Source organism: Streptomyces sp. NPDC001568 (genome assembly GCF_042893755.1).
In the GTDB taxonomy this organism is placed as follows: Bacteria; Actinomycetota; Actinomycetes; order Streptomycetales; family Streptomycetaceae; genus Streptomyces.
This window is the reverse complement of sequence record NZ_JBIAVF010000004.1, coordinates 423,473-436,986: the sequence shown is the minus strand read 5'-3', so window position 1 is coordinate 436,986 and position 13,514 is coordinate 423,473. Positions and strand designations below refer to the sequence as shown.

General features: G+C 72.8%; 12 protein-coding genes. 10 read left to right on the top strand and 2 right to left on the bottom strand.

Annotated features, from left to right (window positions below; translation table 11 throughout):
• Positions 1-70: 70 nt before the first annotated feature.
• Entirely contained in the window at positions 71-2,347 is a 2,277-nt protein-coding gene (locus ACFY0I_RS10070) for a HelD family protein (protein WP_388892820.1), read from the bottom strand.
• A 186-nt stretch (positions 2,348-2,533) separates the two neighbouring features.
• On the opposite strand from ACFY0I_RS10070, the gene ACFY0I_RS10065 reads away from it, so the two are divergent.
• From ACFY0I_RS10065 to ACFY0I_RS10055, 3 genes are all read left to right on the top strand, one after another.
• Positions 2,534-3,652, top strand: coding sequence for a M20 family metallopeptidase (locus tag ACFY0I_RS10065; RefSeq protein ID WP_388892682.1), 1,119 nt, complete (start codon positions 2,534-2,536; stop codon positions 3,650-3,652).
• Positions 3,653-3,849: 197 nt separating this feature from the next.
• Positions 3,850-5,730 carry a galactose oxidase-like domain-containing protein gene (locus ACFY0I_RS10060; RefSeq protein WP_388892680.1) on the top strand — a complete coding sequence of 627 codons (1,881 nt, stop codon included), beginning with the start codon at positions 3,850-3,852 and terminating at the stop codon, positions 5,728-5,730.
• 168 nt (positions 5,731-5,898) lie between these two features.
• Positions 5,899-6,108, top strand: a complete 210-nt coding sequence (locus ACFY0I_RS10055; protein ID WP_388892818.1) for an acyl-CoA carboxylase subunit epsilon — start codon at positions 5,899-5,901, stop codon at positions 6,106-6,108.
• 13 nt (positions 6,109-6,121) lie between these two features.
• Here ACFY0I_RS10055 and ACFY0I_RS10050 read toward each other — a convergent pair whose 3' ends face one another.
• Positions 6,122-7,753, bottom strand: coding sequence for an FAD-dependent oxidoreductase (locus tag ACFY0I_RS10050; protein ID WP_388892678.1), 1,632 nt, complete (start codon positions 7,751-7,753; stop codon positions 6,122-6,124).
• A gap of 274 nt (positions 7,754-8,027) precedes the next feature.
• On the opposite strand from ACFY0I_RS10050, the gene ACFY0I_RS10045 reads away from it, so the two are divergent.
• The 7 genes from ACFY0I_RS10045 (at position 8,028) to ACFY0I_RS10015 (ending at position 13,412) form a co-directional block, all read left to right on the top strand.
• A complete protein-coding gene (locus ACFY0I_RS10045) occupies positions 8,028-9,128 on the top strand; it encodes a SchA/CurD-like domain-containing protein (protein ID WP_388892676.1) in 1,101 nt (366 codons plus the stop codon).
• Between the two features lie 99 nt (positions 9,129-9,227).
• A complete protein-coding gene (locus ACFY0I_RS10040) occupies positions 9,228-9,674 on the top strand; it encodes a cupin domain-containing protein (RefSeq protein WP_388892674.1) in 447 nt (148 codons plus the stop codon).
• Positions 9,671-10,942 (top strand): beta-ketoacyl-[acyl-carrier-protein] synthase family protein, encoded by a 1,272-nt coding sequence (locus tag ACFY0I_RS10035; RefSeq protein ID WP_388892671.1) that lies wholly within the window; start codon positions 9,671-9,673, stop codon positions 10,940-10,942. Before ACFY0I_RS10040 ends, ACFY0I_RS10035 begins: the two co-directional genes overlap by 4 nt.
• Complete coding sequence (locus ACFY0I_RS10030; protein ID WP_388892669.1) at positions 10,939-12,198, top strand: beta-ketoacyl synthase N-terminal-like domain-containing protein; 1,260 nt, start codon at positions 10,939-10,941, stop codon at positions 12,196-12,198. Before ACFY0I_RS10035 ends, ACFY0I_RS10030 begins: the two co-directional genes overlap by 4 nt.
• Before the next feature lie 75 nt (positions 12,199-12,273).
• The gene (locus ACFY0I_RS10025) at positions 12,274-12,528 is read left to right on the top strand and encodes an acyl carrier protein (protein WP_388892667.1); all 255 of its coding nucleotides are present in this window, start codon (positions 12,274-12,276) and stop codon (positions 12,526-12,528) included.
• Between the two features lies 1 nt (position 12,529).
• A complete protein-coding gene (locus tag ACFY0I_RS10020) occupies positions 12,530-13,012 on the top strand; it encodes an SRPBCC family protein (RefSeq protein ID WP_388892665.1) in 483 nt (160 codons plus the stop codon).
• 67 nt (positions 13,013-13,079) lie between these two features.
• Complete coding sequence (locus ACFY0I_RS10015; protein WP_388892664.1) at positions 13,080-13,412, top strand: TcmI family type II polyketide cyclase; 333 nt, start codon at positions 13,080-13,082, stop codon at positions 13,410-13,412.
• Positions 13,413-13,514: the final 102 nt, after the last annotated feature.

The window sequence follows — 13,514 nt, the reverse complement described above, 5'->3', positions numbered from 1 at the left end:
TACGAGAGCACGGGCCTCCGAAGCCGCGGGAAACCGGCCACTGCCCCGGATGGCGGTGGCCGGTTGACGCCTACACCGTTGCTTCCGGAGCGGGCAGACCCTGCGGAAGGCGGCCGGTGTGGACCACGTCGAGGTGCTGGGTGGCGCGGGTGAGGGCGACGTACAGGTCGCTCGGCTGGAAGTCGCCGGGCTCGACCACGATCACGGTGTCGAACTCCAACCCCTTGGCCTGGCGCGGGTCGAGCAGGACCACCGGGCGGGTCAGATCCGGCTCCTCCCCCGCCCGTACGCCGGGCAGAGCCGCGGTCAGCGCGGCGTGCAGCGGGCGCGGCGCGATCACCGCGAGGCGCCCTTCGGCGGGGGCGGCCGTGCGCAGGGCCTCGGCGACGCCGGCGGCGAGGTCGTCCGTCGACCGGATCCGGGGCGGCGTTCCCGTGGACCGCACCGAGCGCGGCGGCTCGAAGTCGGGCCGGTGGGCGCGGAGCACGTCGGCGGCGACCTCCATGATCTCGGCGGGCGTGCGGTAGTTGACCCCCAGGCGCACGCGCTCCCACCGGTCGCCCACGTACGGCTCCAGGATCCGTCGCCAGGAGCCGCAGCCCGCTTCGTCGCCGGTCTGGGCCGGGTCGCCGACGAGGGTCATGGACCGGGTGGGGCAGCGGCGCATGAGCAGGCGCCACGCCATCTCGGAGAGTTCCTGCGCCTCGTCGACGATGACATGGCCGAAGGCCCACGTCCGGTCGGCGGCGGCGCGTTCGGCCGTGGTGCGGTGGTCGGCCTCCTCCTGGCGTTCCGCCATGCGCCGGGCGTCGATGATGTCGTGGGCGGCGAGGTACTCGTTCTCGGCGTCCTCGAACTCGTAGGAGTCCGAGCCCTGGGAGAGGTCGAGGACGCCCTGGGCGTAGGCGATGCGTTCCAGCCGGTCGCGGTCCTCGGCGGCCCGCTGGGCGGTGTCGTCGAATCCGAGGAGTTCGGCGGCCTCGTCCAGGAGCGGGACGTCGGCGGGGGTCCAGTCGCCGCCGGTGCGTCGGATCAGCTCGGCCTCGTCCGTCGGGAGGTGCGTCGGGTCGGCGAGGAAGTCGGCGATCAGGCCGAGGGGGGTGAGCGGGGGCCAGAGGCTGTCGATGGCCGCGTGCACCTCGGTACTGGTGGCGATCTCCTTGCCGAGCTGCGCGATGTCGTCCGGACCGAGGAGGTTGGGGCCGCCGTAGGGGTCGGCGCCGAGCCGGTCGGTGAGCTGCGCGGTGAGGGCGTCGATGACGGAGAAGGCGAAGTAGGGGCGGGCGAGGTTGTGCGGCAGGCCCGTGTCGCGGGCCCGGTCGCGGGCTTCGTGGGCGATGGCGCGGTCCAGCAGGAGGGTGCCGTAGTCGTCGTGGTCGATCTCCAGGGCGGGCTCGGGGACCACGTCGTTGTCCTCGCCGCTGCCCGCCGGGATTCCCTCGGGCAGGGTCTGGTGGTCCGCGACGACCCGGGCGAGGACCTCCGCCATGGCCGCGCGGCCCTTGACGGCCGCGGCGCCGGGGCGGTCGGTCCCGGTGGCGCGGATCCCGGGGAACAGGTCGCCGGGCGAGGCGAGGAGCACGCCCGTCTCGCCGAGGGAGGGCAGCACCTCCCCGATGTAGCCGAGGAAGGCGGGGTTCGGCCCGACGATGAGCACGCCGCGCTTGGCGAGGAGGTCCCGGTACGCGTAGAGGAGGTAGGCGGCGCGGTGCAGGGCGACGGCCGTTTTCCCGGTACCGGGGCCGCCCTCCACCACGAGGACCCCCTGGTGGGGCGAGCGGATGACGCGGTCCTGCTCGGCCTGGATGGTCCGCACGATGTCGTGCATGCGGCCGGTCCGGGCGGCGTCGAGGGCCGCGAGCAGGACGGCGTCCGCGTCGGCGCCCTCGTGGCCGGTGCGCTCGGTGTCGGAGAGGTCGAGGATCTCGTCGTGCAGGGCGGTGACCTCGCGCCCCCTGGTGGTGAGGTGACGGCGGCGGCGCAGCCCCATGGGGACGTGCCCCGTCGCCAGGTAGAACGGGCGTGCTCTTTCGGCCCGCCAGTCGATTACCAGCGGCGTGCGTTCGGCGTCGTCCTGCCTGATTCCGATACGGCCGATGTGGTGGTCGCGGCCGTCGGTGAACTCCAGCCGACCGAAACAGAGACCATGTTCGGCCGAGTTCAGTGCGGAAAGCGCCCCGGATTGTTCGGCGACGACGACATCGCGCTCCATACGGGCCTGGAACCCGTTGCCGCCCTCCTTCAGGGCCGCCCGAACGGCCCGTTCGGCCTGGTCCCGGAGGTCTTCGAGACGCGCGTACAGCCGGGTGATGAATTGCTGCTCATTTTCAAGTTCCACGTTTGACAATTCCACTCCCGACGCGATACGATGCCACTGCAAAGCTTCTTCACGCCTTCGCCATAAACACCGCGCGAGCGAGACGTGAAACAACGAATATACGCAGGCGCATACCCCGGACGTCAATTCGTCCGGGGCTATTTTTTTGCGCCGCGAGCCCACCGGGCTCCGCACGGGCCGCAGTACTCTTGCGGGATGACGACGCAGAACCCCGTCGATGTGAACGTTGACGCGATGCTCGAGGACCTCAGGACACTGGTCGAGATCGAGTCCCCCTCCCGCGACACCGAGGCGCTTGCGGCGTCGGCCAAAGCGGTCGCCGGCCTCCTCGAGCGCCGCCTGGGCGGGCACGCCGTCCTCGTCGAGAGCGAAGCCGGCCCCCACGTCCACTGGTCGGGCGGCGGCGCGCCCCGCGTGCTGGTCCTCGGCCACCACGACACGGTGTTCCCGCACGGCACCCTCGCGCGCCGCCCGTTCACCGTCGTGGACGGACACGCCACCGGCCCCGGGGTATTCGACATGCTGGGCGGCCTCGTACAGGCCGTGCACGGACTGGCCGCGCTGAACGACCTCTCGGGCGTCGAGGTCCTGGTGACCGCCGACGAGGAGGTCGGCTCCCACTCCTCCCGCGCACTCATCGAGGAACGGGCCCTGGCCTGTGGGGCCGTGCTCGTGTTCGAGGGCGCCGCCGACGGCGGGGGCCTCAAGACCGGACGCAAGGGCTGCGGCACCTTCCGGGTCTCCGTCACCGGCCGCGCCTCGCACGCCGGCCTGGAACCCGCCGCGGGGATCAACGCCCTCGTCGAAGCGGCCCATCAGGTCCTGGAGATCTCGGCGTTCGGCCGGCCCGAGGTCGGTACGACCGTCACCCCGACCGTCGCCGCCGCCGGGACCCTGGACAACGTCGTACCCGCCGAGGCGAGTGTCATCGTCGACGTACGGGTCGAGTCGCAGGGCGAGAAGGAGCGGGTCGAGTCGGCCTTCGCCGCACTGGCACCCCACCTCGACGGGGCGCTGATCGCCGTCGACGGCGGTATCGGCCGGCCCCCGATGCCCGAGTCCGCCTCGGTCGAACTCTTCGCGCTGGCGCGGACGTTGCTGCCCGGGATCGAGGGCATGGCCGTCGGCGGCGGAAGCGACGGCAACTTCACGGCGGCGCTCGGAGTGCCGACGCTCGACGGCCTCGGCGCGGTCGGGGGCGGCGCCCACGCCGACCACGAGTACCTCGTCGTCGACGCCATGCCCGAACGGGCCCGCCTCGTCGCCGGGCTGGTGAACGCGATCCGGGACGCGCGGGAGGGTCGACAGGCCTAGCGAGCGGCGTTCGGGTCCCGGCAGGAGCGGACACCCGACCCTCCGGCCGGACGTCCCCGGCGAAGTGACCTCGCGTCGGATGGGGTGGTTTGCCCCGGTTCTTCTAGCATGGGCGTCCCGTCCCGGCTGTCGCACCGAGGAGAGGCATGTCCCGAGCACACCGGTCCGCCACACGGTCCGCCACACGATCCGCAGGCGTGTTCCTCTCGGCTCTGGCGCTCGCGGCGACGCCGGCCCTCCCGGCCTCGGCCGACCCCGGCGACCACCGGCGCACCCCGGCCCACGCGCATCCGCACGACCGCTCCCCCGGCCGGCCCCTCGGCACCTCGGAGGCTGCGGCGGCTGCGGCGGCTGCGGCCGAGCCCGCGGCCGACGAGGTCGCGCTGCTCGGCGAGGAACACGCCCGCGCCCACGCCGGCCGGCGTGCGGCGGCCCGGGGCGCCGTCGGGTATCCGCAGGCCACCCGCACCGCGAGCCTGGAGTCCCTGCGGGAGTCGCAGGCGCGGGCCAACGCCTCGTTCGAGCCGTCGGAGGCGGGCCGGTTCACGGACTTCTTCCCCTCCCCCGACTTCGGCGTCCACCTCGCCCAGTTGCCGACCGGCAAGGTACTGCTGTTCTCCTTCGAGCGCGTCGAGACCGACCCCACCAAGGAGACCGGCCCCACCGACCGGATCGGTCCGACGAACGCGGGCCGCGCGTTCCTGTGGGACCCGGCCCGGGGGACGGGAGCCCGCGCCTTCAAGGAGGTCCGGCCGCCGACCGTCCTGATGCCCGACGGCACGCACGTCCCGCGCCCCGCGCCGTTCTTCTGCGCCGGGCACGCCTTCCTGCCGAACGGCATGCTCGCGGTGTTCGGCGGCAACACGGGCGGCAAGGGGGGCAGCGGCGCGAAGCTGTCCTTCGTCTTCGACCCGTGGACGGAGACCTGGTACCGCAACCGCGACATGGCCGCGGGGCGCTGGTACCCCTCGGTGGTCACCGGGGCGGACGGCCGCCAGCTCATCATGTCGGGCCAGTCCGAGCGCGGTACGGGCACCCCCACGCCCGTCGTGGAGCGCTTCCCGGCGAAGCGCCTGCCCGTGCCCTGGCGCCCGTACGACATCCCGCTGGACGTCGCCGCCGAGCGGTTCGGCGTCGACGCACCCTTCCGCAACGACTATCCCCACCTGTTCTCGCTGCGGGACGGCATGGTCTACGGCCTGGGCCGTGACGCCGACCAGCAGTGGCTGTTCGACCCCGTCGCCGAGACCCGCCGGGACCTGCCGCGGCGTCCGGCGGACTTCCGCGGCTACGGGTCCGCCGTACCGCTCCCGGCCGGGTTCCGCGGTCCGGACTCCGTGCTCGTCCTCGGCGGCGACCCGCACGACCCCCACACCTACCGGCTCGCGGGAGGCCGGTGGACCACCGAGGAACCGAGGGCGTTCGGCCGTACCCAGGACGACACGCTGATCCTCCCGGACGCCACGCTGCTCACGGTCAACGGCGCCCTGAGCACGCGGGACTACGGCAACGGGCCGTTCAACCCGAAGGCCGACCTCAAGTACCGGCAGACGGAACTGCGCGACGCGAGGGGCCACTGGCGGCTCGGCCCGGCCCAACGGCTGCCCCGCGGCTACCATTCGAACGCCCTGGTCATGCCCGACGGCCGGGTCATGGTGACGGGCGACGAGCTCCAGCAGATCGCCAACGACCCCGACATCGGGGACGCGATGGACGGCAGCGTCGAACTCTACGAACCCGCCTACCTGCACCGGGGCCCCCGCCCTTCCCTCGACCGGGTTCCCGGCGGCGAACTGGCCCACGACACGGCGTTCGAGGTGCGCAGCGCGAACGCCGCCACGGTCCGGCGGGCCGTGCTGCTGGCCCCGACGACGGTGACCCACGCGGTGAACACCAGCCAGCGCCACCTCGAACTGCGCCTCACCGGGGTGCGGGGCGAAGTCCTGGGGCTGCGGACCCCGCCGTCGGCCGCGGACGCCCCGCCCGGCTACTACATGCTGTTCCTGCTCGACGGGCGGGGCGTTCCCAGCGCCGCCAAGTGGGTGAAACTCGGCGTGCGCCAAAACCCCCGGCGCTGACCCCCGTGGCGGCGGTCCGCCACGGCCCGGCGGCCCTGGCGTGTCGCACGGATGGGTGTGGACGGAGCCCCCCGGCACGACAGGCCGGCGGGGGGCTCGTAGCGTCGTGAGCGTCGGGGCCCCGAGGGCCCCGGCCCAGGTGAACTCTCCTGCTGAGAGGCCGTGTCGATGCGAAACGACGCCCCCATATCCAGCCTGCTCCGGGTCCACCGGGGAACCGCCGAACCCGAGGAACTGGCCGCGATCGCGGTCGTGTTCGCCTGCCTCGCGGGGCGGGCCGCCACGCCGACCGCCGACACCGGCAAGGCCCGGCACCGCCGCCCGCGTCCGCGGCCCACGGGCCACGGTTGCTGGTCGGGGTGCTGGGCCTGCGCCTGACTCCCGCCGTCGGTCAGGACCGCGCGAGCAGGTGCGTCATCGCCTCGAGCAGCGCCGCCCGCGGGTCCGCCGCGGCGCCCTCCGCCCGCCAGGCCACGAACCCGTCCGGGCGTACGAGGACGGCCCCGTCGGCCGGCAGCTCGTGCAGCGCGGCCCAGTCGGCCTCCGCCGCCTGGACGAGGTCGGCGTCGGGCGCCGAGCCGATCGTCCAGGCGTCCAGGCGGGCGGACAGCTCGCGCGCCACCTTCCCGGCCGCCTCCTGCCAGGGCGTGCCCGGGGAGCTGAGCAGCACGAACGAGGTCTCGTACAGGTCGAGCGTGGAGATCCGCTCCCCCGCCCGCGTCAGCCACATGTGCGGTGCGCGGGTGCCGACGTCGCCGGCGAGGCGCATCTTCTCGGGAATGATCGGACGATCCCGGTCGCCGCCGATGACGGCGCCCTCCGGGTAGGCGTAGCCCATGGCGGTGGTGAGGACGCCGCTGCCGGGGCCGCCGCCCATGGTGGGGGGCGGTACGTAGCCGGGGTGGCTGTGCTCGGCCGAACGGGCGGAGGCCCGCTCACTGGTGGCCTTGGCGACCGGCAGTCGCTCGGCCTCGTACGTGTCGAGGAGGTCGGGGCCGGCGGAGCCGTTCAGCACCGCCGCGACCTTCCAGGCGAGGTTGTGCGCGTCCTGGATGCCCGTGTTGGAGCCGAAAGCGCCGGTCGGGGACATCTCGTGCGCCGCGTCGCCGACCACGAAGACGCGGCCGACGCGGTACTGCTCGGCGACCCGTTCGGCGGCGTGCCAGGGGGCCTTTCCGCCGATCTCGACGTCCAGGTCGGGTACCCCGATGGCCTCGCGGATCTGCGCCACGCAGCGCTCCTCCGTGAAGTCCTCCAGGGTCTCGCCCGTCTCCGGGTGCCAGGGGGCGTGGAAGACCCACTGGGTCGCGTTGTCGACCGGCAGCAGGGCGCCGTCCGCGCCGGGGCGCATCAGGTAGCAGACGATGAAGCGCAGGTCTCCGAGGAGACCGGCGAGGTTCTCGGACCGGAAGACGATGCTGACGTTGTGGAACAGCTCGCCGTTGCCCGTCTGGCGGATGCCGAGGGCCTCGCGGACGGGGCTGCGCGGGCCGTCCGCGGCGATCAGGTAGTCGGCCCGGACGGTGAGGTGCTCACCGGTCTCGCGGTTCTTGACCAGGGCGGTCACTCCGGTGGCGTCCTGGTCGAAATTCATCAGTTCGGTGGAGAAGCGCACGTCGGCGCCCTGTGCGCGGCTCTGGGCGGCGAGGACGGGCTCGATGTTGTTCTGGCTGCACAGGCACCAGCCGGTCGGGCTGAAGCGGGCGAGGGCCCCGGAGGGGTCGACCGCCTTGATCAGCCACTTGTGCTCTCCGCCGATCAGCGCGTGCGTCTGCAGGATTCCCTGGTTGGCCTCCAGCGCGGAGGCCTCCTTGCGGATGGCGGGCTCGGCGCCCGCCGTCCGGAACAGTTCCATCGTGCGCGCGTTGATCCCTCGTCCGCGGGGGTGGACCGAGGTACCGGAATGCTTCTCGACCAGCAGGTGCCTGATGCCGTGACGGCTCAGGAAAAGCGAGGTGGACAGGCCCACGAGGGAGCCGCCCACGACCAGGACCGGAACGCGAACATCGGCATGCTCTTCCATCAGCTGCGGGCTCCTGTTTCGTCTTGGGGGCAGTGGTCGCCTTATGCCCCCGATGAGCCCCGATGCCCTGGAGATTCGCCGGTTGTCACCCGCTTGATCCGGAGATGTAGCGATCCGTACCCGGCCGGATGACGATGAGCGACAGCGGTGGCCCCCCGGCCCCGCCGTCCCCGATCGCGCGGGGCGCCGGCCCCATCGACCCGGGCAGTTGCCGCCGATGACGCACCTGAGCGCGTTCGCGCCGGACTCCGGGCCCTCACGAAGGAGTGAGCAGATGACAACCACACTGTCCGAACGGGTGTCGCAGTCGGCCTTCGACGGCTCCATGCTCCGGGTCGTCCTGTTGATGGACCTGCACGAGGGGGTCCAGCAGCAGTTCTTCGAGGCCTACGAGCAACTGCGGCACGACATCGCCTCGGTCCCCGGCCATCTCGGCGACCAGCTCTGCCAGTCGTTCGAGAACCCCGAGCAGTGGCTGATCACCAGCGAGTGGGAGAGCGCCCCGCAGTACCTCGCCTGGGTGAACAGCGAGGAGCACACCGAGCAGGTCCGCCCGTTGGGCGCCTGCGTACGGACGATGCGGCCGATGCAGTTCACCGTCCTGAAGGAGACCGGCCGACGCTACGACGCCCCCGCCAAGGGCTTCGGCGGCCGGCTCCAGACCACCCCCCGGCTGGGCACGGGCGTCGTGCGCCACGCGCTGACCTTCACGGTGAAGCCGGGCACCGAGGCGAAGGTCGCCGAGATCCTTTCCTCCTACTCCTCGCCGGCCGCGCAGGTCGACGAGCACACCCGGCTGCTGCGCACGTCCCTGTTCATGTACGGCAACCGGGTGGTCCGCGCGGTGGAGGTGCAGGGCGACCTGACGGCGGCGCTGCGCCACGTGGCGAAGCAGCCCGAGATCCGCGCCGTCGAGCAGCAGATGGACCCCTACCTGGAGCAGGAGCGGGACCTGACCGACCCGGAGTCGGCCCGGATGTTCTTCATGCGGGCGGCGCTGCCGGCGGTCCACCACGTGGCCGCTCTCCGGCGGGAGCCGCAGGAGGTGCGCCGGCACGCGTTGTTCTACCCCGCCAAGGCGGGCTGCGGTCCGCTGCTGGCCCGTTTCCTGGCCCGGCAGGACGAGGCCGCGGCGCAGCGCCCCACCAGCCCGGTGGTGAGCAGCAGCGTCTTCCAGCGCGACGACGTCGTGGTCCGGCTCCTGGACGTCTCCGGGCCCTCGGACGGCCGGTTCGCGGCCGGGTTCGGCATCGACGGGCCCCGCAAGGCCGCGGTGCTCCGCCGGCTGCTGGCCGGGGAGCCCGGCGCGGTACCGGACGGCGCTCCCCACCCCATGGACCTGATCACCGACCGTCGGGCTCCGGCGCAGTCCTGATCCGGACGGGCCGCGGCGTCCGCCGCGCGGCTCCGAGCAGCACTTTCCCACCCACGGCAGCCCACGGTCGGGCTCCGCACCGCCAGGAGGAAGTCAGTCATGACGCAACATCACCCGCGCATCGTCGATCTCAGCGAGACGCAGCCCAACACCAGGCGCGGAGGTGACCTGCGCGCCGTGCTCACGCCGACCTCGGTGGGTTCGACGAGCGGATTCATGGGGCTGGCCCTGATCTCCCCCGGGGAGTCGATCGCCGAGCACTACCACCCGTACTCCGAGGAGTTCGTGTACGTGGTCAGTGGCTCCCTGGAGGTCGACCTCGACGGGGAACCGCACCCGCTGCGCACGGACCAGGGGCTCCTGGTCCCGCTGAACGTGCGGCACCGCTTCCGCAACGTCGGCAGCACCGAGGCCCGGATGGTGTTCCACCTCGGTCCGCTCGCACCGCGCCCGGAGCTCGGGCACGTGGACACCGAGGAGGCTCCGAACCCGGAGGCCTCGGGGTGGGCGGAGCGCCCGCCCGAGCGTACGGGCGTGGTCTCTTGACCCGCCGACGGGTGGCCGTCACGGGCGTCGGTGTCGTGGCGCCCGGCGGGATCGGCACCGCCGCGTTCTGGGACCTGCTGTCCAACGGCCGGACGGCGACGCGGGGCATCACCCTCTTCGACCCGGCCGGGTTCCGCTCCCGGATAGCCGCCGAGGTCGACTTCGAGCCGACCGCACACGGCCTGGGCCCCGATGACGCGGCCCGGGCGGACCGGTACATCCAGTTCGCGCTGGTCGCCGCCCGTGAGGCGATGGCCGATGCCGGACTGACCCTCGACGGCGAGGCCGCGTGGCGCACCGGGGTCTCCCTGGGCACCGCCGTGGGCGGGACCACCCGTCTGGAGCACGACTACGTCGCCGTCAGCCAGAAGGGCGACTGGTGGGACGTGGACCACCGGCTCGCCTCGCCGTTCCTGCACCGCGCGTTCACTCCCGCCACGCTCGCTTCGGCGGTGGCGGAACAGACCGGGGCGCGCGGGCCGGTGCAGACCGTCTCCACCGGGTGCACGTCCGGGCTCGACGCCATCGGGTACGCCGTGCACGCCATCCAGGAGGGCCGGATGGACGTGTGCATCGCCGGCGCCTCCGACTCCCCCGTCTCCCCGATCACCGTGGCCTGCTTCGACGCGATCAAGGCGACCTCGGCGAACAACGACGACCCGGCGCACGCGTCGCGGCCGTTCGACGCGGACCGCGACGGTTTCGTGCTCGGCGAGGGCGGCGCGATATTGGTGCTGGAGGAGCTGGAGCACGCCCGGGCCCGCGGTGCGACCGTGTACTGCGAGGTCGGCGGTTACGCCACCTTCGGCAACGCCCACCACATGACGGGTCTGACCCCGGAGGGCCTGGAGATGGCCCGGGCGATCCGGACGGCCCTGGACGAGGCCGAGGTCGACTCCGCGGAGATCGATTACGTCAACGCGCACGGTTCCGGCACCAAGCAGAACGACCGGCACGAGACGGCGGCCGTCAAGCGGGTCCTGGGCGGGCACGCCTACGAGACGCCGATGAGCTCCATCAAGTCGATGGTGGGGCACTCCCTCGGCGCGATCGGCGCGATCGAACTGGCGGCCTGCGTACTGGCGATGACCCATCACGTGGTGCCGCCGACGGCGAACTACGAGACCCCGGATCCGGAGTGCGATCTGGACTACGTGCCGCGCACGGCCCGCAACCACACCCTGCGCAACGTGCTGTCGGTCGGCAGCGGCTTCGGCGGCTTCCAGTCCGCCGTGGTCCTGACCCAGCCCAAGGAGGTGCGCGCGTGAACAGCCGTACTGCCAAAGCCGGTACGTCGGTGGTCGTCACGGGCATCGGAGTCGTCGCGCCCAACGGGATCGGCGCCGACTCCTTCTGGAAGGCCACGCAGTCGGGCGTCAGCGTCCTCGACCGGGTGACCCGCAAGGGGTGCGAGCACCTGCCGCTGCGGGTCGCCGGCGAGGTCCGGGGTTTCGAGCCCGGGTCCCTCGTCGAGGACCGGTTCCTGGTGCAGACCGACCGCTTCAGTCACTACGCCCTGGCCGCGGCCGACCTCGCCCTGGAGCACGCCCGGCTCGGCCGGGCCGACTACGAGGACGATCCGTACGCGGTGGGCGTCGTCACCGCCGCGGGTTCGGGCGGCGGCGAGTTCGGGCAGCGCGAGCTGCAACGGCTGTGGGGGCAGGGCCCCCGCTACGTCGGCCCGTACCAGTCCATCGCCTGGTTCTACGCGGCCAGCACCGGCCAGGTGTCCATCCGGCGCGGGTTCAAGGGCCCGTGCGGGGTCGTCGCCTCCGACGAGGCGGGCGGGCTCGACGCCTTCGCCCACGCCGCCCGACAGATCCGCCGGGGCAGCCGGGCGATGTTGGTCGGCGCGACGGAGGCGCCGCTCGCCCCGTACTCGATGGTGTGCCAGCTCGGGTACCCGGGCCTGAGCACCCGGGAGGAACCGGAGCGCGCCTACCGCCCCTTCACCTCGAAGGCGTGCGGGTTCGCCCCGGCCGAGGGCGGCGCGATGTTCGTCGTCGAGGAGGCGGCCGCGGCCGCCGCCCGGGGCGCGACGGTGCGGGCCGTACTGGCCGGCCACGCCGCGACGTTCACCGGGCCGGGGCGCTGGGAGGCGTCCGCCGAGGGCCTCGCCCACGCGATCCGCGGCGCGCTGGCGGAGGCCGGCGTGGCTCCCGAGGAGGTGGACGTCGTCTTCGCGGACGCCCTGGGCACGCCGGAGGCGGACGCCGCCGAGGTCCGGGCGATCCACGACGCGCTCGGCCCCCACGGGGCCCGGGTGGCCGTGACCGCCCCCAAGACCGGTACCGGACGGGCGTACTGCGCGGCCGGCACCCTCGACGTCGCCGCGGCCGTGATGGCCTTGGAGCACGGCGTCGTACCCCCCACGCCGAACGTCTTCGAGGTCTGCCACGACCTCGACGTCGTGACCGGCGACGCCCGGGTCGCACCCGTGCGGACCGCGCTCGTACTGAGCCGGGGCCTCATGGGTTCGAACGCGGCGGTCGTCCTCCGCAAAGGGCCCGAATCGCCCGCGTAGGGATCGGGACCCGCTCGTCAGGGCCGCGGCCTCCTCGGCGCGGCACTCCGGAAGCAGGAAAGAGAGAAGGCACCCATGTCCGACCGACTGACCATGGAAGAGCTCGCGGCCCTGATGAAGACCGCGGGCATCACCGTCGACCCCTCCGAGATGGCCAACCGTCCGGAGTCGCGGTTCGACGAGTACGGACTCGACTCGCTGGGCCTGCTCGGCATCGTCGGCGAGCTGGAGAACCGGCGCGGGCGGGCACTGCCCACCGACGCCGACCGCTGCAAGAGCCCCCACGAGTTCCTCGACCTCGTGAACAACAGCCTCATGACCGGAGCCTGACATGCCTGGACACACCGACAACGAGATCCACGTCAACGCGCCCGTCGACGTCGTGTGGGACGTGACGAACGACCTGCCGAACTGGCCGGAGCTCTTCAGCGAGTACGCGTCGATCGAGATCCTCGAGAACGCGGGGAACACCACGCGGTTCCGCCTCGCCATGCACCCGGACGAGAACGGCGTGGTGTGGAGCTGGGTCTCCGAGCGCACCGTCGACCGCGCGGGTCTGACCGTGAAGGCCCGCCGGGTGGAGACCGGACCGTTCGCCCACATGAACATCCACTGGGAGTACGGCGAGGTGCCCGGCGGCGGCACCCGGATGCGCTGGGTGCAGGACTTCGCGATGAAGCCGGACGCGCCCATCGACGACGACGGCATGACCAAGCGGATCAACCACAACTCCCGGATCCAGATGGAACTGATCCGGGACAAGATCGAGCAGGGCCGGCGCGCGGCACGCACCCCCGCCGCCGACCGGCGCTGAGCCGGCGGGCGCGCCGCGCCCGCCCCGCACCACCTCTTCTCTCCCGAGACGAAAGGCAACCCTCCCGATGCACCAAGCCCTCATCGTGGCCCGTATGGCGCCCGGTTCGGCACCCGACATCGCCGGCCTGTTCGCCGCCTCGGACGCGGGTGAACTCCCCCAGCTGGTGGGGGTCAGGCGCCGCAGTCTGTTCCAGTTCGGGGACGTGTACCTGCACCTGATCGAGTCCGAGACGGATCCCGGTCCGGCCATCGCCCAGGTCACCGGGCACCCGGAGTTCCGCGATCTCAGCGACCGGCTCTCGGCGTTCATCAGTCCGCACGACCCGCAGACCTGGCGGGGCCCCAAGGACGCGATGGCGCACCGGTTCTACCGCTGGGAGCGGGACGCGAGCAGGTAGTCCGTACGGGTGCCCTTGCCGCCGCCGGAACGATCGGGCGGCCTGGGCACCCAGGACCGGTGCCGTGGTTCACCGCTCGTGACCGTGGAGATTCGGCAGGTA

Excerpts from the sequence above, each read along its gene's own strand:
- ACFY0I_RS10065 (WP_388892682.1), top strand. The coding sequence starts at position 2,534 with ATGACGACGCAGAACCCCGTCGATGTGAACGTTGACGCGATGCTCGAG.
- ACFY0I_RS10055 (WP_388892818.1), top strand. The coding sequence starts at position 5,899 with ATGCGAAACGACGCCCCCATATCCAGCCTGCTCCGGGTCCACCGGGGA.
- ACFY0I_RS10050 (WP_388892678.1), bottom strand. The coding sequence starts at position 7,753 with ATGGAAGAGCATGCCGATGTTCGCGTTCCGGTCCTGGTCGTGGGCGGC.
- ACFY0I_RS10045 (WP_388892676.1), top strand. The coding sequence starts at position 8,028 with ATGACAACCACACTGTCCGAACGGGTGTCGCAGTCGGCCTTCGACGGC.
- ACFY0I_RS10040 (WP_388892674.1), top strand. The coding sequence starts at position 9,228 with ATGACGCAACATCACCCGCGCATCGTCGATCTCAGCGAGACGCAGCCC.
- ACFY0I_RS10025 (WP_388892667.1), top strand. The coding sequence starts at position 12,274 with ATGTCCGACCGACTGACCATGGAAGAGCTCGCGGCCCTGATGAAGACC.
- ACFY0I_RS10020 (WP_388892665.1), top strand. The coding sequence starts at position 12,530 with ATGCCTGGACACACCGACAACGAGATCCACGTCAACGCGCCCGTCGAC.
- ACFY0I_RS10015 (WP_388892664.1), top strand. The coding sequence starts at position 13,080 with ATGCACCAAGCCCTCATCGTGGCCCGTATGGCGCCCGGTTCGGCACCC.